Annotated in this window: 23 protein-coding genes; 11 read left to right on the plus strand and 12 right to left on the minus strand. The window is 68.5% G+C overall.

Going from position 1 to position 23,515, the window contains the following annotated elements; genetic code table 11:
• Positions 1-37: 37 nt before the first annotated feature.
• The 5 genes from HUN07_RS13000 to HUN07_RS13020 form a co-directional block, all read right to left on the minus strand.
• Positions 38-1,105, minus strand: coding sequence for a hypothetical protein (locus tag HUN07_RS13000; RefSeq protein WP_174910109.1), 1,068 nt, complete (start codon positions 1,103-1,105; stop codon positions 38-40).
• 254 nt (positions 1,106-1,359) lie between these two features.
• Positions 1,360-1,866, minus strand: a complete 507-nt coding sequence (locus tag HUN07_RS13005; protein WP_174910111.1) for a hypothetical protein — start codon at positions 1,864-1,866, stop codon at positions 1,360-1,362.
• Positions 1,867-1,894: 28 nt separating this feature from the next.
• The gene (locus HUN07_RS13010; RefSeq protein WP_174910113.1) at positions 1,895-2,230 is read right to left on the minus strand and encodes a DUF1707 SHOCT-like domain-containing protein; all 336 of its coding nucleotides are present in this window, start codon (positions 2,228-2,230) and stop codon (positions 1,895-1,897) included.
• A gap of 482 nt (positions 2,231-2,712) precedes the next feature.
• On the minus strand, positions 2,713-3,864 hold the full coding sequence (locus HUN07_RS13015) for an MFS transporter (protein ID WP_114723076.1): 1,152 nt from the start codon (positions 3,862-3,864) through the stop codon (positions 2,713-2,715).
• Positions 3,861-4,769, minus strand: a complete 909-nt coding sequence (locus HUN07_RS13020; protein WP_174910115.1) for a PAC2 family protein — start codon at positions 4,767-4,769, stop codon at positions 3,861-3,863. Before HUN07_RS13020 ends, HUN07_RS13015 begins: the two co-directional genes overlap by 4 nt.
• Before the next feature lie 51 nt (positions 4,770-4,820).
• Between HUN07_RS13020 and metH the strand changes: the two genes are divergently transcribed.
• The 6 genes from metH to hisG all read left to right on the plus strand — a co-directional run bounded on the left by metH (position 4,821) and on the right by hisG (position 12,062).
• Positions 4,821-8,390: a methionine synthase gene (gene metH / locus HUN07_RS13025; RefSeq protein ID WP_174910117.1), complete on the plus strand. Its 3,570-nt coding sequence runs from the start codon at positions 4,821-4,823 to the stop codon at positions 8,388-8,390.
• Positions 8,383-9,081: an HAD family hydrolase gene (locus HUN07_RS13030; protein ID WP_174910119.1), complete on the plus strand. Its 699-nt coding sequence runs from the start codon at positions 8,383-8,385 to the stop codon at positions 9,079-9,081. Before metH ends, HUN07_RS13030 begins: the two co-directional genes overlap by 8 nt.
• A gap of 2 nt (positions 9,082-9,083) precedes the next feature.
• The gene (trhO, locus tag HUN07_RS13035) at positions 9,084-9,935 is read left to right on the plus strand and encodes an oxygen-dependent tRNA uridine(34) hydroxylase TrhO (protein WP_174910121.1); all 852 of its coding nucleotides are present in this window, start codon (positions 9,084-9,086) and stop codon (positions 9,933-9,935) included.
• 13 nt (positions 9,936-9,948) lie between these two features.
• Positions 9,949-10,836 (plus strand): pseudouridine synthase, encoded by an 888-nt coding sequence (locus tag HUN07_RS13040; RefSeq protein WP_174910122.1) that lies wholly within the window; start codon positions 9,949-9,951, stop codon positions 10,834-10,836.
• Positions 10,837-10,857: 21 nt separating this feature from the next.
• Positions 10,858-11,139: a phosphoribosyl-ATP diphosphatase gene (locus HUN07_RS13045; protein ID WP_174910124.1), complete on the plus strand. Its 282-nt coding sequence runs from the start codon at positions 10,858-10,860 to the stop codon at positions 11,137-11,139.
• A 71-nt stretch (positions 11,140-11,210) separates the two neighbouring features.
• Positions 11,211-12,062, plus strand: coding sequence for an ATP phosphoribosyltransferase (gene hisG / locus HUN07_RS13050; RefSeq protein ID WP_114723083.1), 852 nt, complete (start codon positions 11,211-11,213; stop codon positions 12,060-12,062).
• Between the two features lie 67 nt (positions 12,063-12,129).
• On the opposite strand, the gene HUN07_RS13055 is transcribed toward hisG, so the two are convergent.
• Both HUN07_RS13055 and HUN07_RS13060 read right to left on the minus strand, forming a co-directional pair.
• A complete protein-coding gene (locus HUN07_RS13055; protein WP_114723084.1) occupies positions 12,130-12,939 on the minus strand; it encodes a thioesterase family protein in 810 nt (269 codons plus the stop codon).
• Positions 12,932-13,837 carry a RecB family exonuclease gene (locus tag HUN07_RS13060; RefSeq protein ID WP_181818860.1) on the minus strand — a complete coding sequence of 302 codons (906 nt, stop codon included), beginning with the start codon at positions 13,835-13,837 and terminating at the stop codon, positions 12,932-12,934. The genes HUN07_RS13055 and HUN07_RS13060 overlap by 8 nt, the downstream gene beginning before the upstream one ends.
• A gap of 66 nt (positions 13,838-13,903) precedes the next feature.
• Here HUN07_RS13060 and HUN07_RS13065 point away from each other — a divergent pair, with 66 nt between their 5' ends.
• On the plus strand, positions 13,904-14,755 hold the full coding sequence (locus tag HUN07_RS13065) for a tRNA (adenine-N1)-methyltransferase (protein ID WP_174910126.1): 852 nt from the start codon (positions 13,904-13,906) through the stop codon (positions 14,753-14,755).
• A gap of 77 nt (positions 14,756-14,832) precedes the next feature.
• On the opposite strand, the gene HUN07_RS13070 is transcribed toward HUN07_RS13065, so the two are convergent.
• Positions 14,833-15,327: a nuclear transport factor 2 family protein gene (locus HUN07_RS13070; protein WP_114723087.1), complete on the minus strand. Its 495-nt coding sequence runs from the start codon at positions 15,325-15,327 to the stop codon at positions 14,833-14,835.
• 189 nt (positions 15,328-15,516) lie between these two features.
• On the opposite strand from HUN07_RS13070, the gene arc reads away from it, so the two are divergent.
• Positions 15,517-17,280 carry a proteasome ATPase gene (gene arc / locus HUN07_RS13075; protein ID WP_114723088.1) on the plus strand — a complete coding sequence of 588 codons (1,764 nt, stop codon included), beginning with the start codon at positions 15,517-15,519 and terminating at the stop codon, positions 17,278-17,280.
• A 15-nt stretch (positions 17,281-17,295) separates the two neighbouring features.
• On the opposite strand, the gene HUN07_RS13080 is transcribed toward arc, so the two are convergent.
• The 4 genes from HUN07_RS13080 to HUN07_RS13095 all read right to left on the minus strand — a co-directional run bounded on the left by HUN07_RS13080 (position 17,296) and on the right by HUN07_RS13095 (position 21,035).
• Positions 17,296-17,817 carry an NUDIX hydrolase gene (locus tag HUN07_RS13080; RefSeq protein WP_174910128.1) on the minus strand — a complete coding sequence of 174 codons (522 nt, stop codon included), beginning with the start codon at positions 17,815-17,817 and terminating at the stop codon, positions 17,296-17,298.
• 185 nt (positions 17,818-18,002) lie between these two features.
• Entirely contained in the window at positions 18,003-19,022 is a 1,020-nt protein-coding gene (locus tag HUN07_RS13085; RefSeq protein ID WP_174910130.1) for a MerR family transcriptional regulator, read from the minus strand.
• Between the two features lie 12 nt (positions 19,023-19,034).
• Positions 19,035-19,700: a HEAT repeat domain-containing protein gene (locus HUN07_RS13090; protein ID WP_174910132.1), complete on the minus strand. Its 666-nt coding sequence runs from the start codon at positions 19,698-19,700 to the stop codon at positions 19,035-19,037.
• 693 nt (positions 19,701-20,393) lie between these two features.
• Positions 20,394-21,035 carry a dihydrofolate reductase family protein gene (locus tag HUN07_RS13095; RefSeq protein ID WP_174910134.1) on the minus strand — a complete coding sequence of 214 codons (642 nt, stop codon included), beginning with the start codon at positions 21,033-21,035 and terminating at the stop codon, positions 20,394-20,396.
• 197 nt (positions 21,036-21,232) lie between these two features.
• Here HUN07_RS13095 and HUN07_RS13100 point away from each other — a divergent pair, with 197 nt between their 5' ends.
• The 3 genes from HUN07_RS13100 (at position 21,233) to HUN07_RS13110 (ending at position 23,491) form a co-directional block, all read left to right on the plus strand.
• Entirely contained in the window at positions 21,233-21,616 is a 384-nt protein-coding gene (locus HUN07_RS13100; protein ID WP_174910136.1) for a nitroreductase family deazaflavin-dependent oxidoreductase, read from the plus strand.
• A 50-nt stretch (positions 21,617-21,666) separates the two neighbouring features.
• Positions 21,667-23,166 (plus strand): depupylase/deamidase Dop, encoded by a 1,500-nt coding sequence (gene dop, locus HUN07_RS13105; protein WP_114723092.1) that lies wholly within the window; start codon positions 21,667-21,669, stop codon positions 23,164-23,166.
• A 130-nt stretch (positions 23,167-23,296) separates the two neighbouring features.
• Complete coding sequence (locus HUN07_RS13110) at positions 23,297-23,491, plus strand: ubiquitin-like protein Pup (protein WP_114723093.1); 195 nt, start codon at positions 23,297-23,299, stop codon at positions 23,489-23,491.
• Positions 23,492-23,515: the final 24 nt, after the last annotated feature.

Below are 23,515 nucleotides of genomic sequence, written 5' to 3' on the forward strand. Positions count from 1 at the left end.
GGGCGTCGTTCGGGTCGCGAGCGAACACACCGCCCGGTCACCGGCCGCGCCCCACGGGCCGGCGCCAGGATTCGTCCGCGGTGAGCGCGGTCAGCTGGTACTCCGCGGCGTCGGGATGACGGAACGGGCCCGCCACCAGGTCGGCGTACGCGTGGCTCGGCGCGACGCAGCGCAGCCCGTCGCGATACTGCATCCGCTCGAAAACCGCTGCCGACCACGGCGTCGCGACCACGACGTCGGCCCCGCCGGTGATCGGGCGCAGGTCCAGCGCGGCCGCGAAGGCGTCGACGTCGTCGGCGTAGAGCTCGAGCACCGATGCCGACGCATAGTCGGTGGCGCCGATCCCGGTCACCGCATAGGCCGGGTCGCCGTTGCCCGACGCGAGCCGCGCGCGTAGTTCGTCGAGCCCGTTCGGGGCGGCGAAACTTCGGGTGGCACAGGGTTTGCGGTCGGCGGCCCACGCGCGGAGCATGTGCGGCCAGCGAACGTCGGTGATGGGGCCTCGGGGCAGACGGGTGAGCAGTTCCCGTTCGAAGAGGACCTCGACCACCCGGTAGGCCGCCCCCGTCGACGCTCCGGAGAGCTTGATCAGTTCGGGCACCGAGATCTCGCCGACGTGATCGGCGAGCGCCCGAACCACCCGCTCGGACGGCTCACCGGTGAGGACCCCGGACGGCCGGCCGGGCCCGCGCCACGGATCGGCGTCGGCGCCGCGGTTCCGGACCCAGATCGCCGGCCGGTCCGCGACCAGGTTCAGGTTCCCGGTGGCGTCCGCGTACGACAGACCGTGGCCGTCCAGCTGGCGGCGCACCGGTTCGGAGAGGTAGTGCGCGCAGACGAATCCGCGGTCGCTGTCGGAGAGTTCGGCCGCGATCCGGGCGACATCACCACTCAGGACGCCCTTGGATGCGGTGATCGCGTAGGACACGGATTCACCGTCCGGTGCCGTGATCAGCAGTCGATTCGGTGCGGCGGGGGAGCGGGGGCGGTCCGCCGACACCGTCCACCCGTGGGGGAGTTGCGCCTCCAACCAGGACAGGGCGCGCCGATAGATGTCGATGCTGCGTTCGGGCCGCGGGTTCGGTGCAACGTCCGTCAGGGTCACATCCGCAACAGTAGTCACTCTGTGCACAACGGAACCGGAAGAAAAGCGGAATCGGGGGCGCGTGTCGCGACAGAGATCGGTGCGGGACGGAATCGAGGGAAAATCCGAAAGTGCACGGGCTCGGTCGTGCCGGTCCGCTGGAGGATCACGCCCGAGCGGCCACTGCGGCCTGCCACGCCGTAGGCGGTCGCGCTGCCGGATCGTCTGCCAGGGACCGAGATCCCTGGGAACGTCCCGCCGCGCGATCCCGGCTGTCAGGCGGTCTGGACGTCGACGACCTCGCCGCCGAGTGTCGCTGTCACGTTCCCTTTGGCGACGTCGGTGTCCACGACGTACACCGTGACGCGAGGCTCGGTGACGCCCGGCCGGGAGTGGTCGGCGCGGATCGCGACGCGATCGATGTGGCCGCTGGGCAGGCGGACGAGACTGGTGGCGTTTTCGATGAGATCGCCGATGCGGTCGACGTCGAGCTGAGCGAGATCGACCGTCTCCTGGTCCTGGTCCGTCTCCTGGTCCTGATCCCGGATCGAGGGCGGGGTCCACGGCTCGAACCCGGCGGTGCCGGTGAACATCCACCTCTGCAAGCTGGTCGGCTGTCGGGGGGTCATCCTCGCGACCACAGCGTCTTTGCTGTACAGATCGACATCGTCGGCGGTCAGGTCACCGAACTTCAGCTCGAACCGGCGCAGGAACTCGCGCATGCCGTCGGCGGTGAGCGTGTCGATCGGCTCGGCCACGTTCGGGTCGGATCTGCTCGACACGGGAGATGCGGTGTCGGCGCCCATGGCGTCAGTGCCCCCCACCGAACAACACGCGGGCGAGGGCAGCCACGATCATCGCGACAACGGCTGTCACAGCGACAACAAGGCCGCGGCGACGGCGGTGAGGGTGGCCGGCCGGGTCCTCGGATGCGGTCGCGGCATCGAGGAGATGATCGGGGATTTGCAGGTCCTTGGTCAGCGCGCTCAGGGCGCCGAGAGTCGTCGCGTGCATCGCCGTCGCGGTGCGGGACTCGTGCTCCTCGGCACTGAGCTGACCGTCGGCGTATGCGGCGTCGAGCAAGCTGCAGGTCTGCGCGCGGTCGATGTCCCGCGCTCGGGTCTTGGCAGATCTCGCGTCGGGCACGCCCAGGCTCTACTGGGTGCTGGGACGGTGCGGCGCCCCTGCAACGTCGTCGAACGATCCTTCGCCGCACTCGAACATTGGTGCGGGCGTGGTCCTCTCAGCGGTTCGCATTCGGCTGAGATCCGTCACGAAACAGGAGGCGCGGTCCAGCAGCCCAGGGGAGTGGTCCCGAATGTCACGACGGCCGGGACGCGCCGAGCGAAGGGGGCGGCCCGGCCGTGGGACGGCGCTAGCACTCGAACCGCCGCGTTTCGTTTACGAAAGACGCAGCTGCGGAGATGGTTTCGGTGAGGAAAGGCTGTTTGGTTGGCGGACGGCGGCCACCGGTGTGTGGGGCCGCGCCCAGTGCGGGCCCCGGGCGTAGAAGTCGGTGAAGGACGGAATCGTGGGGATTTCGGAACCCGTACCCGTGTGCGCGTCCTTCGCGATCGACGCCGACTTGGGAGCACGCCATCAACGACGGGGAGCGCGGGTGGACGGGGTCAGTCGCTCCTCGGCGTCCGCGGCATCAACAGGGGCGGCAGGACGGCCAGCAGGAGTGCCGGGAGCAGGAAACTCGCGCTCGGGTGGACCGCGTACAGGGGAGTGAGCGCGAGCGGCGCGAGGGCGGCACCCGAGAACCGCAGCGACTGCACCACCGAAACCGCACCGCCGCGGTTCCCGCCCTGGGAACCGAGGACGGCGGCGTTGACGCCGACCAGCAGGAACTGCGATGCGATGCCTGCGAAGAACCACGCGACGGCGGCGACGGCCGCCAGGCCGACGGTGCCGGCAGTCGCGACCAATGCGGCGCCGGCGAGGGCGCCGACGACGACGGTCCGGCGGGCCCCGATGCGGTCGATCAGCAATCCGACGGGACGGGCCGTCAGGATCCCGGCGACACCGAACCCGGTCAGCAGCAGGCCCCGGACGGCCGGGCTCATGCCGAATACGTCCTCGGCCCGGAATGCCAGGAGGAACCCCAGACCGCCGAGCGCTCCCCACCCGAGGAGCGCGACGACGCCGACGCGCAGTACCTCCGGGCGCAGTGCATCGCGCAGGCGGGCGCCGGTGTCGGCCGGGATGTTCCGGGCGGCGTCGGGCAGGCCGAGCGCGCCGAGCAGTCCGGCGACGACCGCGATCGCGAGGAAGGCCAGGCGCCAGTTCGCTTCCGCGGCGAGACCACCGATCAGCGGTGCGCTCGTCTGCCCGGCGGCCTGGAGTGCCCCGAATGCGCCGAGGGCGCGGCCGAGTCTGTTCTGCGGTGTCATCGCGGCCAGGGTCGCCAGCAGCAGGGGCGTGGTGAAGGCGTTGGCGCAGCCCTGCAGGACGCGGGCGCCGAGGAACAACTCCAACGTGGGTGCGGCGAAGCACGCGACCGATGCCGCGAGATAGACCCCGTACGCGATGCGGACGGTGCGCATCCGGCCCCAACGCGAGCCGAGGGTGCCCGAAACCAGCATGACCAGAGCGAACGGCAGCAGATACGCCGTCAACGACGTCGCGGCGGCCGACGCATCCACGCCGAGGTCGTCGCCGATCTCCGGGAGCATCGACGTGACGACGCCACCGCCGAACGGGCCCAGGAATCCGCCGGCGTACAGCGCGGATAGCTGAAGCCGCGTGCGAAATCCCTGGGCGGTCTCCCCGGTCACGCCCCGAAGCGGCCGGGGCCGCGACGGCGCAGGTACTTCTCGAACTCCGCGGCCAGCGCGTCGCCGTCGATCTTCGAGATCGCGTCGGAGATGTTGGTCTCCGCGTCGCCGCGCTCCTCGAGGGTGCGCACGTACTCGGCGATCTCCTCGTCGTCGCGGGTCATCTCGGAGATGGACTCCTCCCAGTCCTCCGCCTGGTTCGGCAGATCGCCGAGCGGGACCTCGATGTCGAGGACGTCCTCGACACGTTGCAACAGCGCGATGGTGGCCTTCGGGTTGGGCGGCTGGGACACGTAGTGGGGGACCGCGGCCCAGAAGGACACGGCCGGGACTCCGGCCTTGACGCACGCGTCCTGTAGGACCCCAGCGATGCCGGTCGGTCCCTCGTACCGGGTCTGCTCCAGGTTGAAGTGCTCGGCGGCCTCCACGCTGTGTGCGGTGCCCGTCACCGGAACCGGCCTGCTGTGCGGGGTGTCGGCGAGCAGCGCACCCAGGATCACGACGGTGTGCACGCCGAGTTCGTCGACGAACTCGAGCAACTCGTCGCAGAAGCTGCGCCAGCGCATGTTCGGCTCGATGCCGCGCAGCAGCAGCACGTCCCGATCGCTGCCCGGAGGGGAGCACAGTGACAACTGTGTGGTGGGCCACACGATCTCGCGGGTGACCCCGTCGACCTGCCGGATGATAGGCCGGTTCACCTGGTAGTCGTAGTAGTCCTCGGAGTCGAGTTCGGCGAGCGGCTTGGCGTCCCAGGTGAGCTCGAGATGCTCGACGGCGCCGCTCGCGGCGTCGCCTGCGTCGTTCCAGCCTTCGAACGCGGCGATCAACACGGGATCGCGCAGGGTCGGCACGTCCGCGTCGGTATCGTCCGATTCGGTGGTGTCGGGGAACTCGGGTGAACTCACCTACCCAGCCTACGACCAGCCACCGTCGAGCCGCCCACTACTCTGGACGGCATGTCTGCACCATTCCACTCTGCCCTGCTTGATGCGCTGAAACAGCGCGTTGTCATCGGCGACGGCGCCATGGGCACGATGTTGCAGGCCGCGGATCTGACTCTCGACGACTTCCTCGGCCTCGAGGGCTGCAACGAGATTCTGAACGAGACTCGCCCCGACGTGCTGCGCGACATCCATCGCGCGTACTTCGAAGCCGGCGCCGACGCGGTCGAAACCAACACCTTCGGCTGCAATCTGCCGAACCTCGCCGATTACGACATCTCCCACCGCATCCGCGATCTCTCCGAGCGGGGCACCCGCATCGCCCGTGAAGTGGCCGACGAGATGGGGCCCGGCCGCGACGGCATGGGCCGATTCGTGCTCGGCTCGATGGGGCCGGGCACCAAGCTGCCCACCCTCGGTCACGCGCCGTTCGCGGTGCTGCGCGACGCGTACGCCGAATCGGCGCTCGGCATGATCGAGGGTGGCGCGGACGCAATCCTGATCGAGACCTGCCAGGACCTGCTCCAGGTGAAGGCCGCGATCATCGGCAGCCAACATGCGATGGAGAAGCTCGGCCGCCGCCTCCCGATCATCACCCACGTCACCGTCGAGACCACCGGCACCATGCTGCTGGGCAGCGAGATCGGCGCGGCCCTGACCGCGCTCGAGCCGCTCGGGATCGACATGATCGGTCTGAACTGCGCGACGGGCCCCGCCGAGATGAGCGAGCATCTGCGCCACCTGTCGCGGCACTCGACGCTGCCGGTGTCGGTGATGCCGAACGCGGGTCTGCCGCAGCTCGGCCCCAACGGCGCCGAGTACCCGCTCACGGCAGAGGAACTGGCCGTCGCGCTGTCCGGGTTCGTCAGCGAGTTCGGGCTGTCGTTCGTCGGCGGCTGCTGCGGCACGACGCCCGAGCACATCCGTCAGGTCGCCGACGCGGTCCGTCTGGTGGAGAAGGCACAGCGCAGTCCGCAGCCGGAGGACGGTACGTCGTCGCTGTACGCGGCCGTCCCGTTCGACCAGGATGCGTCGATCCTGATGATCGGCGAGCGCACCAACTCCAACGGCTCCAAGGCATTCCGTGAGGCGATGATCGCCGAGGATTACCAGAAGTGCCTCGACATCGCGAAGGACCAGACGCGCGACGGCGCGCACATGCTCGACCTCAACGTCGACTACGTGGGCCGTGACGGCGCCGCCGACATGTCCGCTCTCGCGAGCCGGTTGGCGACGGCGTCGACGCTGCCGATCATGCTGGACTCCACCGAGCCGAACGTCCTGCAGGCCGGACTCGAACACCTCGGCGGCCGGTGTGCCGTGAACTCGGTCAACTACGAGGACGGCGACGGTCCGAACTCGCGCTACCAGCGGATCATGAGGCTCGTCAAGGAGCACGGCGCGGCCGTCGTCGCGCTGACGATCGACGAGGAGGGTCAGGCTCGCACCGCCGAGCACAAGGTCCGCATCGCCGAGCGTCTCATCGAGGACATCACCACGACGTGGGGTCTGGCGGAGTCGGACATCATCATCGACGCGCTGACGTTCCCGATCTCCACCGGTCAGGAGGAGGTGCGCCGCGACGGCATCGAGACCATCGAGGCGATCCGCGAGATCAAGCGGCGGCACCCCGACGTCCACTTCACGCTCGGCATCTCCAACATCTCGTTCGGCCTCAATCCGGCCGCGCGCCAGGTGCTCAACTCGGTGTTCCTGCACGAGTGCACCGAGGCCGGCCTCGACACCGCGATCGTGCACGCCTCCAAGATCCTGCCGATGGCGCGGATCCCGGAGGAGCAGCGCGAGACCGCACTGGACCTGGTCTACGACCGTCGCCGCGAGGGATACGACCCGCTGCAGAAGCTGATGGAGCTGTTCGAGGGGGTCTCGGCCGCGTCGGCGCGTGCGTCGCGGGCCGAGGAACTCGCGGCCCTGCCGCTGTTCGAGCGCCTGGAGCGTCGGATCGTCGACGGTGAGCGCAACGGCCTCGAGGCCGACCTCGACACCGCGATGATCGAGCGTCCGCCGCTCGAGATCATCAACGAGACCCTGCTCTCGGGTATGAAGACCGTCGGCGAGCTGTTCGGCTCCGGTCAGATGCAGCTGCCGTTCGTGCTGCAGTCCGCCGAGGTCATGAAGGCGGCCGTCGCGTACCTCGAGCCGCACATGGAGTCCACCGGCGACGACGGCAAGGGGCGGATCGTGCTCGCCACCGTCAAGGGCGACGTCCACGACATCGGCAAGAACCTCGTCGACATCATCCTGTCCAACAACGGATACGAGGTCGTCAACATCGGCATCAAGCAGCCGATCGCGACCATCCTCGACGTCGCCCTCGACAAGCGCGCCGACGTCATCGGCATGTCCGGTCTGCTGGTGAAGTCGACGGTCGTGATGAAGGAGAACCTCGAGGAACTCAACACCAGGGGCGTCGCCGAGCAGTTCCCGGTGCTCCTGGGCGGTGCGGCGCTGACGCGCTCGTACGTCGAGAACGACCTGTCGGAGGTGTACGAGGGTGAGGTGTCGTACGCGCGTGACGCGTTCGAGGGCCTGCACCTGATGGACACGATCATGGCCGTCAAGCGCGGCGAGGGCCCGGCCCCGGACAGCCCGGAGGCGTTGGCGGCCAAGGCGAAAGCGGCCGAGCGCAAGGAGCGCCACGAGCGTTCCAAGCGGATCGCGGAGAAGCGCAAGGCGTCCGAGACTCCGGTGGAGGTGCCGGAGCGTTCCGACGTCGCCGACGACATCGTGATCCCCGTACCGCCGTTCTGGGGCACCCGGATCGTCAAGGGCATCTCGCTGTCCGAGTACTCGGGACTGCTCGACGAGCGCGCACTGTTCCTCGGCCAGTGGGGTCTGCGCGGGCAGCGCGCCGGCGACGGACCGACCTACGAGGAGTTGGTCGAGACCGAGGGGCGTCCGCGCCTTCGCTACTGGCTGGACCGGCTCACCGCCGAGGGCGTTCTCGCGCATGCCGCGGTCGTGTACGGGTACTTCCCGGCGGTCTCCGAGGGCGACGACGTGGTCGTGCTCGAGTCGCCCGACCCCGATGCACCCGAACGCTTCCGGTTCACGTTCCCGCGTCAGCAGCGTGACCGGTTCCTGTGCATCGCCGACTTCGTGCGCTCGCGTGAGGACGCGCGTAAGGACGGGCAGGTCGACGTGCTGCCGATGAACCTGGTGACGATGGGCCAGCCCATCGCGGACTTCGCGAACGAGTTGTTCGCGGCCAACGCCTACCGCGACTACCTCGAGGTGCACGGCATCGGCGTCCAGCTCACCGAGGCGCTCGCCGAGTACTGGCACCGCCGGGTCCGCGAGGAGCTGATCCTGCCGGGCGGACACAACATCGCCGAGCAGGACCCGTCGAACGTCGAGGACTTCTTCAAGCTCGAATACCGCGGCGCGCGTTACTCGTTCGGCTACGGCGCCTGCCCCGACCTCGAGGACCGCCGCAAGCTCGTGGCGATGCTCGAGCCGGAGCGCATCGGCGTCGAGCTGTCCGAGGAGGTCCAGCTGCATCCCGAGCAGTCCACCGACGCGTTCGTGCTGCACCACCCGGAGGCCAAGTACTTCAATGTTTGATCGGTCAGGATCGGCATCGGTCGGGACCCTGCGGGCGGTCCTGTGGGACATGGACGGCACACTGCTCGAATCCGAGAACCTGTGGGACATCGGGGTCAAGGAGTTGTCGCTGCACCTCGGTGGCCCGATGTCGGAGGAGACCCGGCTCGCGACCATCGGGGCGTCCAGCCTGAACGCGCTCACCACGGTGTTCGCGTCGCTCGACCTCGACCCGCACCCGGAGGCGCTCGCCGACGCCAAGGCATGGCTGTACAGCCGGATGGGCGAGTTGTTCGCTGCCGGTCTGCCGTGGCGTCCCGGTGCGCAGCAGGCGCTGCGCACCGTCCGGTCGGCTGGGCTGCGGTCGGCGCTGGTCACCAACACCGACCGGGAACTGTGCGAGTTCGCGCTCGACACCCTCGGCCGCGGGCACTTCGACCACTCGGTGTGCGGCGACGAGGTGCCGGCCGGCAAGCCGGACCCCGCGCCGTACCTGCGAGCGGCCGAGCTGCTGGGTGTCGAGCCCGCCGACTGCCTCGCGGTGGAGGATTCGCCCACCGGTGCCGCCGCCGCCGACGCGGCCGGCTGCACCGTCCTGGTGATCCCGTCGCTCACGACGGTCCCGGAATCGCCCCGGCGCATCTTCCGGACCACCCTCGAGGGGCTCACCGAGTCGGACCTGCACGCGCTGCACCGGCAGGAGATCGGGTAGCCGTGGCGACGCCGAAGATCGTTCTGTTCTACCGGTTCACGCCGCTCGCCGACCCGGAGGCGATTCGGTTGTGGCAGCACACGCTCGCCGCGTCGAACAACCTCACGGGCCGGATCCTCATCTCGGAGCACGGGATCAACGCCACCGTCGGCGGCGACATCGCCGACGTCAAGCGGTACGTGCGCGGCACCCGGTCGTATGCGCCTTTCTCCGGCGCCGACATCAAGTGGTCCGACGGCACCGGTGACGACTTCCCGCGGCTGTCGGTGAAGGTCCGACCCGAGATCGTCACCTTCGGGGCGCCCGACGAACTGAAGGTCGACGCCGACGGTGTCGTGGGCGGCGGTACCCATCTGTCGCCGAACGAGCTGCACGAGTTGGTCGGCAGTCGCGGCGACGACGTCGTCTTCTTCGACGGCCGCAACGCGTTCGAGGCGGAGATCGGGCGGTTCCGCAACGCGGTGGTTCCCGACGTCGCTACCACCCGCGACTTCGTCGCCGAACTCGACAGCGGGCGTTACGACCACCTCAAGTCCAAGCCGGTCGTCACATACTGCACGGGCGGCGTGCGCTGCGAGGTCCTGTCGGCGCTGATGCGCAACCGGGGCTTCGAGGAGGTCTACCAACTCGACGGCGGGATCGTCCGCTACGGCGAGGCCTACGGCGACGAGGGCCTGTGGGACGGATCGCTGTACGTCTTCGACAAGCGGATGAACCTCGACTTCACCGATCGCGCTGTGACACTCGGGAAGTGCACGGTCTGCGACGCACCGACGTCGCGGTTCCGCAACCACCCGGACGTCAACGGTCGTCAGCTGACGCTCGTGTGCGAGACGTGCGTTCCCGACGCGTGAGACGTCGCTGACGATGGCACGCGCGCCGCTCCCGATCCGTGACGGTCTCGGACCCGACCGGATCCGCATGCCGGCCGGGCAGCCGTCGGTGACGGTCGTCGACTACCTGCTCGGGCAGCATCCCGACGAGGACTGGCTCACCCGCCTCGGCGCGGGCGAGGTGGTGGACGAGCACGGACTGGTCGTCGACCACACGACCCCATACCAGCCGACGCGGTTCGTGTACTTCTATCGTGAGCCGGCGCCCGAGGTCCCGGTGCCATTCGCGGTGGACGTGCTGCACCGCGACGCCGGGCTGGTCGTCGTCGACAAGCCGCACTTCCTCGCGACCATCCCGCGCGGCGCGCACATCCGGGAGACCGTCGTGGTGCGGCTGCGCCGGGACCTGGGGCTGCCCGACCTGGTGCCGGTGCACCGGCTGGACCGGATGACGGCGGGTGTCCTGCTGTGCACCGCCGATCCGGCGCTGCGCCGGCCCTACCAGGAGATGTTCGAGAAGCAGCGGGTGCGCAAGACGTACGAGGCCATCGCCCCCGCCCTCGCCGACGGGGAGTTCCCACGCACCGTGCGCAGCCGAATCCGCAAGGTGCACGGCGAACTCACCGCGTCCGAGGAGCCGGGGGAGCCCAACTCTGAGACACTGATCGAGTTGGTCGAGCGTCGCGGCGCCCTCGCGCGCTACCGGCTGCGGCCGCGCACCGGCCGCACCCACCAACTGCGCCTGCACCTGAATTCGCTGGGCGCTCCGATCGTCGGCGACAACTTCTATCCCGAGTTCCGGCGCCGCGACCCGAACGACTTCACCGACCCGCTGCGGTTGCTGGCGCGCAGCCTCGAGTTCGACGATCCGCTGACCGGGGAGCCCAGACGTTTCGAGAGCCGGCGCACGCTGGAGTACTGAGTGCGGGGCGTTCGATGTCACGTGAGACAATCGATACCCGTGAAGACCTTCGAATCCCTGTTCGCCGAGCTGACCGAGCGCGCCGCCTCCCGCCCTGAGGGATCCGGCACCGTTGCTGCGCTGGACGCTGGTGTCCATGCGCAGGGCAAGAAGGTGCTCGAGGAGGCCGGCGAGGTCTGGATCGCCGCCGAACACGAGAGCGACGAAGCCCTCGCCGAAGAAATCTCCCAGCTTCTCTACTGGGTCCAGGTCCTGATGGTGGGCAAGGGTCTGAAGCTCGAAGACGTGTACCGACATCTGTGACGGCTCGCCGTCGTCATCTCTGAATTCGGCCTCGTCTCCTTGCACCCATCCTCTCGGAAGGACCACCACACATGCTGCGCGTAGCAGTGCCCAACAAGGGATCGCTCTCGGAATCCGCCAGCCAGATTCTGGCCGAGGCCGGATACCGTCGCCGTACCGATTCGCGTGACCTGACGGTCCTCGATCCCACCAACAACGTCGAGTTCTTCTTCCTGCGTCCCAAGGACATCGCGATCTATGTCGGATCCGGTGAACTCGATCTCGGCATCACCGGCCGCGACCTCGCACTCGATTCGGGCGCACCCGTCCACGAGCGGCTCGCGCTCGGCTTCGGCCGCTCCAGCTTCCGCTATGCCGCCCCGGCCGGAAAGGACTGGGCCGTCGAGGATCTCGCCGGACTGCGGATCGCGACGTCGTATCCGAACCTGGTGCGCTCCGACCTCGCCGCCCGCGGCCTCGACGCCACCGTCATCCGCCTCGACGGCGCCGTGGAGATCTCGATCCAGCTCGGTGTCGCCGATGCGATCGCCGACGTCGTCGGCTCCGGCCGCACCCTGCGCCAGCACAACCTGGTCGCGTTCGGTGAGTCGCTGTGCGACTCCGAGGGTGTCCTGATCGAACGTGAGGGCTCCGACGGCAACGACAAGGCCCGTAACCAGCTGATCGCGCGCGTGCAGGGCGTCGTGTTCGCCCAGCAGTACCTGATGCTCGACTACGACTGCCCCAAGGCCGTGCTCGAGCAGGCGGTCAAGGTCACTCCCGGTCTCGAGTCGCCCACCCTCTCGCCGCTCGCCGACGAGAACTGGGTGGCGGTGCGTGCGATGGTCTCCCGCAAGGTTCACAATGCGGTCATGGACGAGCTGGCCGACCTCGGCGCGAAGGCGATCCTGGCGTCCGACATCCGGTCCTGCCGCGCCTTCTGACGCTGCTCCGAACGCCGACGGCGGTGGCCCCCGTTTCCGGGAGCCACCGCCGTCGGCGTGTCCGGGTCTAGCGGGCGCGGATCTGCAGGGTCTGGTTGATGCGGCCGACCGCACCGGTCTCGTCGTGGATGACGCCGGCGCACATGCCGACACCGTCGGGCCCGTACGACGTCTCCGACGACAGCCCGATCCACTCACCCTCGGGGACGCGGAACAGGTGCACCGTCAGGTCGGTGTTGAGGAATGTCCACTCCGCGGGGTCGATCTTGGCGCCGGCACCGTTGGAGACGTCGGCGACCGTGAACAGCCGCTGGATCGGGGTGAGCGACTCGCCCTCGACCAGAACGGGAATCGGGCGCGCCCACATCTGACCGGGTCCCTCGCAGCCGATCTCGGCGAGCCAGCGCCACTCCAGGCTCTTGACGAATCCCGTGCCCCAGAACGGGCCACCCAGCTCGACCTCGTGCGCCTCCGACACCGGGCGCAGGGGAGCGTCCGCGGTGTGCACGACGGCGGTGGTGGCCACCGTCTCCATGCGCCAGCCGGTGCCGCGTGCGACGGCGCGGGACGTACCGTCCGGTCCCGCCGCCCACAGTTCCGCGACGACGAGTTCGACGCGCTTGCCGGGACGCTCGATCCACGAGCGGACCTCGATGTCGGTGATCGGGATCGGTCCCAGGATCTCGACGACGACGCGGGTCAGACGGGTGTCGGGCCGGTCGCCGCAGCGCTCGAGTGCCCGCACGAGCAGTGCCGAAGGCGGCGCGCCGTGCTGCATCGTGTCGGCCCACGTGCTCGCCGTCAGCGGCGTCGACCCGAAGAGCTCGGCGCCGTCTCCGGTGCGTCCCAACGGGATGTAGTAGGCCTGATCACTCACTCGACTGTCTCCTCGAACTCCGAACTTTCCTCCGCGGAACCGGCCAGCCCGGATACGAGGGCGGTGTTCCTCCGAAGGCGGGGCAACGCGTCTTATGGTTGCACCAATCACACAATCGCCCCGGATTGGGGCGGAAGTCACCCGTGGCCCCGGAATCGAGGATGGCCCTCCAGATCGCCGACAGGGTCCGCTCGAAGCGGCGCAGCTCGTCCTCCTCCGGCTGGTACGTCAGCGCCTGACCGTCGCCCAGATACAGCAGCTGCAGTTGCGTGGGCACGATGCCGCGCGTCCTCATGAGCACCAGGGCGTAGAACTTCATCTGGAACAGCGCCTTGGACTCGCCCATCTCCCACGGCGCCCGGCCCGTCTTGTAGTCGACCACCCGCAGCAGACCGGTCGGTGACACGTCGATGCGATCGACGAACCCGCGCAACAGGACACCGTCGTCGAGCTCGGTCTCCACCCGGAGCTCACACGACTCGGGATCGAACCGGGTGGGATCCTCGAGCTTGTAGTACCCGGACACGAGCCGCCGTGCCTCCGTGAGGAACTGCCCGCGCTCGGCGGGGCCGACCAGATCGGCGAGATCGGGCGACGACTCGAGGATGCGCTCCCACGCGGGTTCCACCAGCTCGCGCGCCCGCTCCGGCACCCGATCGGCGCGTGGCAGCGCAAACAGCGATTCGAGAGCCGCGTGCACCACGGTGCCCCTCACCTGTGCCTTCGACGGGGCCTCGGGGATGCGGTCGACCGCACGGAAGCGGTACAGCAGCGGGCACTGCTTGAAATCGCTCGCCCGCGACGGTGACAGCGCCGGTCTGCGAACCGCCCCTCGATCCGGCGACTGCGCGACCGCGCGGCCGTCGGGGGCAGGGGGCGTCGGAACGGTGATGCTCACACCTGGCAGGCTATGCGCTGGGTCTGACACGGTGTCGGCCGGACGAACGAATGGAGTGGGCGCGAGATGGCATCAGGCGGACTGGGACGTAGCGGACCTTTTCAGGTCGGTGACCGCGTCCAACTCACCGATGCCAAGGGCCGGAAGTACACGGTGGTCCTGGAACCGGGCAAGGAGTTCCACACGCACCGCGGCGGCATCCTGCACGACAACCTCGTCGGCTCCGACGAGGGCACCGTCGTCACGTCCACCAACGGCACGCCGTACCTGGCGTTGCGGCCCCTGCTCACGGACTACGTGCTGTCGATGCCGCGCGGCGCGCAGGTGATCTACCCCAAGGACGCCGCGCAGATCGTGCACGAGGGCGATGTGTTCCCGGGCGCCCGGGTCCTCGAGGCCGGGGCGGGCTCGGGCGCGCTGACGTGTTCGCTGCTGCGGGCCGTCGGGCCGACCGGCAAGGTCATCTCGTACGAGGTCCGCGAGGATCACGCCGAGCACGCCGTGCGGAACGTGGAGACCTTCTTCGGCGGACGGCCCGAGAACTGGGACCTGACCATCGCCGACCTCGCGCAGTACGACGCCGACGTCGACGGCAAGGTCGACCGCGTCGTGCTGGACATGCTGGCCCCGTGGGATGTGCTGCCCGCCGTGTCGAAGGCGCTGGTTCCCGGCGGCGTGCTCGTCGTCTACGTCGCGACCACGACCCAGCTGTCGAAGGTCGTCGAGGCGATGCGTGAGCAGGAGTGCTGGACCGAGCCGCGTTCGTGGGAATCGATGGTGCGTGGGTGGCACGTCGTCGGCCTCGCGGTGCGTCCGGAACACCGGATGCAGGGCCACACCGCGTTCCTCGTCACCGCCCGCCGCCTCGCGGAGGGCACCGTGACACCCAAGCCGCAGCGCCGCCCCAGCAAGGGCTGAACCGACTGAAGGGACCCTTCGTGCGCTGTCAGCGCACGAAGGGTCCCTTCAGCGAATGCGGGGAGCCCGCCGGAAGGTCAGCTGCAGCTGACCTTGCCCATGCCGAGGATCTCGCAGGTGCTGGCGTCCGAGATCACCCACGCGCCGTCCTTCTGCGTGAAGGTCACGGGCACCGGCGCCCCGCCGTGGGGTCCGGCGATCTGGGTGACCGCGGTCGCGGTGCCGCCCTCGACGGTGACCTCCTTGACCTCGGCGGTCAGCGGGTAACCGGCGAGAACACCATTGAGCTGCTCGAGCAGTGCGGCGCGCTGCTCACCGTTCTCGACCACCGCGGCCTTCGCGGTCGCGGCGGCGTTGGGATCGAAGAACGTGGTGAGCTGCGCCTGCAGGACCTCCGTGGACGGGGCCGCGGCGGATGCAGCCGACGTCGTCGACGCGGCGGCCGACGTGGTGGCCGAACTGGTGGCAGCGGCGCTGTCCGAGGAATCCGAGGAGTCTTCGGAGCTGCACGCCGTCATCCCGAGGGCGGCGACCAGGACGCCGGCGGCGACGAGCGATTTGCGGATGATCACGGTGGTTGGGCCTTTCGTTTTCTGGACTCGGTCGGTCGTTACCGGCCGGAACGAAGGTAAGGCTAACATGGTCGGTTCGGGTGGATCTCGGGATTCCGGGCAGTCCGGGAGGAAGCTCGGGCACGTGTCGCGTCACGCTTTGCCCCCGGTGCCGGTAGCGTTGATAGATCGGACTGGGAGGAGCGGCACATGAACCCGACAGAGAATCCGGACCCGGTTGCGGCGGTGCGCGAACTCGACGCCTTGCGGGCGGAGGCGGCGACGCTCCGTAGGCAACTCGCGGAGTCGCCCGAGCAGTTGCGGGAGTTGGAGTCACGCGTCGACTCGCTCACTATCCGCAACGGCAAACTGATGGACACCCTGAAGGAAGCCCGGCAGCAGCTCATCGCCCTGCGTGAAGAGGTGGATCGGCTGGGACAGCCTCCTAGTGGATACGGCGTGCTCCTCGGTATCCACGACGATCAGACCGTCGACGTGTTCACGTCGGGGCGCAAGATGCGTCTGACGTGTTCACCCAATGTCGACACCGAGACGCTGAACATGGGGCAGACCGTTCGCCTCAACGAGGCGCTCACGATCGTCGAGGCCACCAGGTTCGAGCGGGTCGGTGAGATCTGCGCTCTGCGTGAGGTTCTCGACGACGGAGAGCGCGCACTGGTGGTGGGTCACGCGGACGAGGAGCGGGTCGTCTGGCTCGCTGCGCCGCTCGCCGAGATCGCCGCCGAGGACGGCGTGAAGGATCCGGATTCCCCGTTGCGCCGGTTGCGGCCGGGCGATTCCCTGCTGGTCGACACCAAGGCCGGGTACGCCTTCGAGCGCATTCCCAAGGCCGAGGTCGAGGATCTCGTTCTCGAGGAGGTCCCGGACGTCGGCTACAACGACATCGGTGGCCTGGGCCGGCAGATCGAGCAGATCCGGGACGCCGTCGAACTGCCGTTCCTGCACAAGGATCTGTTCCACGAGTATGCGCTGCGACCGCCCAAGGGTGTCCTGCTGTACGGCCCGCCGGGCTGCGGCAAGACGCTCATCGCCAAGGCCGTCGCGAACTCCCTCGCGAAGAAGATCGCCGAATCCCGAGGGCAGGACAGCAAGGAAGCCAAGTCCTACTTCCTCAACATCAAGGGACCGGAGCTGCTGAACAAGTTCGTCGGTGAGACCGAACGTCACATCCGGATGATCTTCCAGCGGGCGCGGGAGAAGGCGTCCGAGGGCACCCCGGTGATCGTGTTCTTCGACGAGATGGACTCGATCTTCCGGACCCGCGGATCGGGTGTGTCGTCCGACGTCGAGACCACCGTCGTCCCGCAGCTCCTCAGCGAGATCGACGGCGTCGAGGGCCTCGAGAACGTCATCGTGATCGGTGCATCCAACCGCGAGGACATGATCGACCCCGCGATCCTGCGACCCGGCCGGCTCGACGTGAAGATCAAGATCGAACGCCCGGACGCCGAGTCCGCGCAGGACATCTTCTCGAAGTACCTGACCGAGACCCTGCCGCTGCACGCCGACGACCTCGCCGAGTTCAACGGCGACCGGCCGGCGTGCGTCAAGGCGATGATCGAGCGGGTCGTGGACCGGATGTACGCCGAGAGCGACGACAACCGTTTCCTGGAGGTCACGTACGCCAACGGGGACAAGGAGGTCCTGTACTTCAAGGACTTCAACTCCGGCGCCATGATCCAGAACATTGTGGACCGGTCCAAGAAGTACGCGATCAAGTCGGTGCTCGAGACGGGGTCGCCGGGTCTGCGGGTGCAGCACGTGTTCGATTCGATCGTCGACGAGTTCTCCGAGAACGAGGACCTGCCGAACACCACCAATCCCGACGACTGGGCCCGGATCTCCGGCAAGAAGGGCGAGCGGATCGTCTACATCCGCACACTGGTCACGGGCAAGAACGCCAGTGCCAGCCGCGCCATCGACACCGAGTCCAACACCGGTCAGTACCTCTAGGACCGCTCGGACCGTCTAGGCGGACGCGGTTCGATCGAAGTAGTCGCCCAGCAGGGCCCGGGTGTCCGGCACGAACGGCCACTCCGGGTCCTGCAGGTGTTCGCGCAGTGTCTGCTCGCTCCACCACCAGCCGTCGGTGATCTCGCTGGGCTGGTGGTGGATCGGGCCGTCGTAGCGGGCCTCGAACGCGAACAGGTGGCAGCGCAGGGGCGCGCCGTCCCACGTTCCGTCCCACGCGATCCGGGAAACGGGTGACAGATCCACACCGGTGACGCCGAGTTCCTCGGCGAGTTCGCGCCGCGCGGTGACCTCCGGGGTCTCGCCGGGGTCGACGACGCCGCCGGCCAGGCAGTCGTGCATGCCCGCGAACACCGCCTTGTCCGGCGAGCGTCGGTGCACGTAGATGCGTTCCCCGTCGAGCGAGCGCAGCAGCACGCCCGCGCTCGCGTGCCAGAGCCCCTCGGCGTACACCCGGGTGCGTGGCGCGGCACCGATCACCGTGCCGTGCACGTCGTAGACCGAGACCACTTCGTCCATGGAGTCATCGTCGCACCCAAGTTCGTCCGGCACGCTCGCCGGATCAGGCTGCAGGCGTCACCGTCATCGGGTGTACCCGACCGACGAATCGAAGGCGGAGCGATGCGGCCACGTCGACACGGCCTACTCGGAACTCGGTGACCTCAGGCGTCCACGTTCCGAAACCCTGTCCGTGAAGAGATGGTTCAGAAGCGGTGGTGCCTCCGTCTGCGGTCCAGCGTGTGCACGATCGCTGCCGCGGTGGCCGCGATGGTCCGGTCGGCGTCGCGGGCCAATCGGTCGAGGGCCCGGCGTGCCGCCGAGCCGGGAATCTCCGCCAGCGCCTGCGTGATCCGCAGCCGAGTGGCCGCGTCGTACGCGCTGTCGAGCTTGTCCTGCATGACCTCGACGACATCGTCGGCCATGGGAGAGACCGCCGCCAGCAAGCCCAGAACCTCCGCAGCCTCGACATCGCTGCGTCCCCCGAAGACCATGCCGAGGAGGATCGGCATCGAATCGGTGCTGCCCCGGGAGCCGAGAGCGAGGGCCGCACGCTCGCGGACCGTGGCGTCCGAATCGTCGAGTGCGCGCCGCAGAAGCACGGTCGCCTCCGCGGCGCGCACTGCCGAGATCGCCGAAATTGCACGGCGCCGGACGTCGACGACCTCCGAATCCAGGCCGGCGGCCAGATCCGCCAAGCCCTGGCCGCCGGTCCTCGCCAACGACCACTGCAGGGCTCCGGCGACATTGGGGTCGTCCTCCGACAGGGCCGCCTCGACCAGCGCCTCGACGGGCAGTGTCGCCTTCCCGTCCTGCGACAGGATCGCCTGCTGCCGTCGGGCCCCGGACTCCGATTCGAGCGCGCGCAACAGGGCGACGGTGCGCAGGACGTCGTCCCACTCCGCCGGGGCCGCGGAGTCGACGTGCTCGAGTTTCGCGAGCAGTTCCTCCTCCGCGGCTATCCGTTGGCGCGTGTGCCGGATCAGGTCGCCCACCAGATCGGCCGGCGCGAAACCGGGTTCGTCGAGTGCGCGTCTGACCTCGTCCAAGGTCAGTCCGAGGGTCCGGAGGCTCTCGACGTGGAAGAGGCGCCGGATGTCGTCGGCGGAGTACTCGCGGTAGCCGCCGGACGTGCGGTCCGACGGCGTCACCAGTCCCAGTGCGTCGTAGTGGCGCAACATGCGTGTGCTGACCCCGGAACGCCGCGAGACCTCACCGATCAACAACCCAACTCCTCCTCACCTGTCCGAACCGGCAACGGCGACGCGCTTCGCCATCTCGACCGAGAGCGTGAACCCGCTGTCGGGATCGCGACGGAGCCGCTCGGTGGCCGCGGCATGGGCGCGAACGTGCGGATCGGGACTCGCCATGGCGGCATCCAGGACCGGTGCGGCGGCGTCCCCGAGTCCCGCAAGCGCACGGCTCAGGCTGAGCTGCATGTCCCGGTCGCCCCGTCCGAGTCCGGTCGCCAGATCGGCCGCGAGTTCGCCCTCGGCGTCGGACGGCACGAGCGCCACGGCCGCCCGCCACGCACTGCGCGCGACCTCGTCGTGCTCGTCGTGCAGGAGTGCCGACACCGCGGGCCAGGCGCGTCGATCCCCGATCTTCGACAGGGTGTGCAGCGCCTGGCTGCGGGCCTGCGGGGTATCGGACCCGAGCTCCGTGAGCAGCCTCGGCGCCGTGCTCTCGACCGGTAGACGGCACAGCGCCCAGGTCAGCATGTCGCGAACGAAGAAGTCTGGTTCCATGGCACACCGGGCGACGAGGGTTTCCGTCAGGCGCGGATCGCGGCGTGTGCCTGCTGACAACGCGGCCCGCAGACGACTCGACGGGTCGGCTGTGGCCAGAGCCTCGACGAGGTGAGCATCCGGCCCACCATGGTTGGTTGTGTTCACGACAACCACCTCCTTCGTCGACCATTCGAGCCCTTGTCACAGTGTCAGGGTCAAGTGTCTACATCCGGCGGGCTTCGAGCGCATCCAGAATCAGGTCCGGTCCGTAGCTGAACTCGCTCGCATGGTTGTAGCCCGGCTGGAGGGCGTGGCGGATCAGCCTTACATACGTAAGTCCTGCAATCTGGAAATCGTATGGAGCTCGACGAACGTCCGGCTCGTGACGCGCCCCCACGGACCCCACGCCGCTCGATGCGTTTCCCGTCGAAGGCGGATATCTGGTCGTTCTCGCATCAGGGGAGTTCCTGCGCATGGACCTGGTTGCCGGCTGACCGGACCGGACATCGAGCCCGTGTCGGACTGCAGCGCATCGCGTTTCGCGCGATGCGCAGGGAGTCGGCTCCGGTCGGCACTCGTCGGAGGGCTCCATCCGGATAGGTGTGTGCCCCGACACGATTGGCCCTGATTGAGAGTCAGAGCACAGTCGCCACGAATCGTGGCGCTGGTGGATAAAGTCGGCGCAGTGGTGCCCGAGCCCAACCCCGACTGGGCTCGGGCACCGCTTCGCTGAAGGTCATCCCACCCCCGACGCGTGGGAACACCTGGAGAGACGGTCCCATGGTCACCGTTGCATCTCCGTTGCATCGCAGGTCGATGACGTTGAATCGAGCGAGCCCGCTCCGGAGCCCGGAGCGGCCACTCAGATCATTTCCGCCAGAACAGGTGGTGGGTCACGCCGCTCGGGCTGGGCACGATCTCCAGATGGAATCGGTCGCGGAGCTCATCGGGTGACTCCCAGAGTCGCAGTCCGGATCCGAATTTCACCGGTGAGACCGCCACGTGCATGGTGTCGACGAGATCGGCGTCGAGAAACTGCCTAATGGTGGTGACTCCGCCGCCGAGTCGGACGTCCTTGCCCTCGGCCGCCTGGCGCGCCTGCTCGAGGATCGTGGCGGGGTCGCCGTCGACGAAGTGGAACGTGGTGTCGGCGAGCGTGAAGGAAGGCCGCTCGTGGTGGGTCATGACGAATACCGGGGTGTGGAACGGTGGTTCGTCGCCCCACCAGCCGCGCCACTCATGGTCGTTCCAGGGTCCGCGGTGGGGGCTGAATTTGTTGCGCCCCATGATTTCGGCACCGATGTTGCGTGCAAAGTCTCGGGTGAAATAGTCGTCGAGACCGAGGCTGCCCCCGGGGTCGGTGCGCATGGGCCAGCTCGCTGTGGCGCCTGCCCAGGCGAGCATTTCGCCAGGATCGAGCCCGAACGGACACTCGAGGCTCTGGTCCTCACCGGCGGCGATTCCGTCGCTCGAAACGTTGAAGTTCTGGACTCTCAATAGTTGTTCCACTCGGATCTCCCGCACTCTGGATGATGGTTGCGGAGGTTCAGACTTCGCAGGCCGGAAAAACTCATCGCCGACGCGCTGGCGAACACTCTCCGGCCACTGAATCAGATGAGGCCGGTTGTCGGGCGGTCCATCCGAGAACGCGTCACGCGTCGGACCGGTCCGGCGATACGCTGCTATGGACGAGAGGTGGTGGCATCGTGCCCCTTCCACGTTCACTCGCCCGGGCCAACCGGGTCGGACTCAATCGTGTGGTGGTCCGCGTCGCCGGGTATCTGCCCGGGTTCGCGGTGGTGCACCATCGTGGTAGACGATCGGGGCGCACGTATCGGACACCGGTCAACGCGTTTCGGATCGGAAACGGGTACCGCTTCGCGTTGACGTACGGCACCGACAGCGACTGGGCGCGCAACGTCCTGGCGGCGGGGGAGTGCGACATCACGGTGCGCGGCCGCGTCGTTCATCTCGACGAGCCGCGTCTCGAGGTGGACCGCGGGGCACGGTGGGCACCGGCTCCGGTCGCTCTGGTGCTGCGGAGGATCGGTGCCGATTCGTACCTCCAAGGCCGGGTCACGGAACGGTGAGCGACGTGGTCCTCGGGGTGCGGGGGCGCGGAACGCTCTAGGCTCGTGCCATGCAGCGGATCATCGGTATCGAGGTCGAGTACGGCATCTCTTCGCCCACCGAGCCTTCGGCGAACCCGATTCTGACCTCCACCCAGGCGGTGCTCGCCTATGCGGCGGCCGCGGGGGTGCCCCGTGCGAAGCGCACCCGGTGGGACTACGAAGTGGAGTCGCCGCTGCGCGATGCCCGCGGATTCGACCTGGGCCGGCTCAGCGGTCCCGCGCCCGTGATCGACGCGGACGAGGTCGGCGCCGCGAACATGATCCTCACCAACGGGGCGCGGCTGTACGTCGACCACGCGCACCCGGAGTACTCGGCGCCCGAGGTGACCGACCCAATCGACGCGGTGATCTGGGACAAGGCCGGGGAGCGGGTGATGGAGGCGGCCGCACGGCACGCGTCCAGTGTTCCGGGGACCCCGCGCCTGCAGCTGTACAAGAACAACGTCGACGGCAAGGGCGCGTCGTACGGCACCCACGAGAACTACCTGATGTCCCGCGAGACGCCCTTCTCCGCCGTGATCACCGGGCTGTCCCCGTTCTTCGCTTCCCGCCAGGTGATCTGCGGTTCCGGACGCGTCGGCATCGGGCAGTCCGGCGACGAGGCCGGGTTCCAGCTGTCTCAGCGTGCCGACTACATCGAGGTCGAAGTGGGACTCGAGACGACTCTCAAGCGGGGAATCATCAACACGCGCGACGAGCCGCACGCCGACGCCGACAAATACCGCCGACTGCACGTGATCATCGGCGACGCCAACCTTGCGGAGATGTCGACGTACCTGAAGGTCGGTACCACCGCGCTTGTGCTCGATCTCATCGAGGCCGGCGTCGACCTGTCCGATCTGCAGCTCGCGCGCCCGGTCACCGCCGTCCACCACATCAGCCACGACCCGACCCTGCGTGCGACCGTCGCCCTCGCGGACGGTCGTGAACTCACCGGGCTTGCACTGCAGCGGATCTACCTCGATCGCGTCGCGAAGTTCGTGGACAGCGAGGGCAACGACGATCCCCGGGTCGCGGACATCATCGACAAGTGGGCCATGGTGCTCGATCTGCTCGAACGTGACCCGATGGAATGTGCACACCTGCTCGACTGGCCCGCGAAACTCCGCCTCCTCGAGGGATTCCGGAACCGCGAGGGGCTGTCGTGGTCGGCGCCGCGACTGCACATGATCGATCTGCAGTACTCCGACGTCCGGCTGGAAAAGGGGCTCTACAACCGGCTGGTGGCGCGCGGCTCGATGGAACGGCTCGTCAGCGAGCAGCAGGTGCTGGACGCGGTCCACAACCCGCCGACCGACACACGCGCCTTCTTCCGCGGCGAATGCCTGCGCAGGTTCGGTGCGGATATAGCGGCAGCGAGCTGGGATTCGGTGATCTTCGACCTCGGCGGTGAGTCGTTGGTCCGGATTCCGACCCTGGAGCCGCTGCGGGGCAGCCGCGCGCATGTCGGCGAACTCCTCGACTCGGTGGATTCGGCCGCTGAGCTGGTCGATCAGCTTACGAACTGATCACACCGGCGAGCCGCGCCGCGCGCTTGCAGCCCCGAAGCCACTGGTGATCGGTAGGGTTAGGGTCCGAGTAGGACGTCCGTCGGAGGTGTGCTCCGACGAGTCCGCGGTAACGAGGAGGTCGGTGGCCATGGCCCAGGAGCAGACCAAGCGCACTGGTGGCGGAGACGACGACGATGCCCCGATCGGTGAGGGCGCGGCCGGGCAGGAACGTCGCGAGAAGCTCGCGGAGGACACCGACGATCTGCTCGACGAGATCGACGACGTGCTCGAGGAGAACGCGGAGGACTTCGTGCGTGCCTATGTCCAGAAGGGCGGCCAGTGAGGGCGGATCGTGCAGGGGTGCCGT

The sequence above is a fragment of the Rhodococcus sp. W8901 genome (assembly GCF_013348805.1).
GTDB lineage: Bacteria > Actinomycetota > Actinomycetes > Mycobacteriales > Mycobacteriaceae > Prescottella.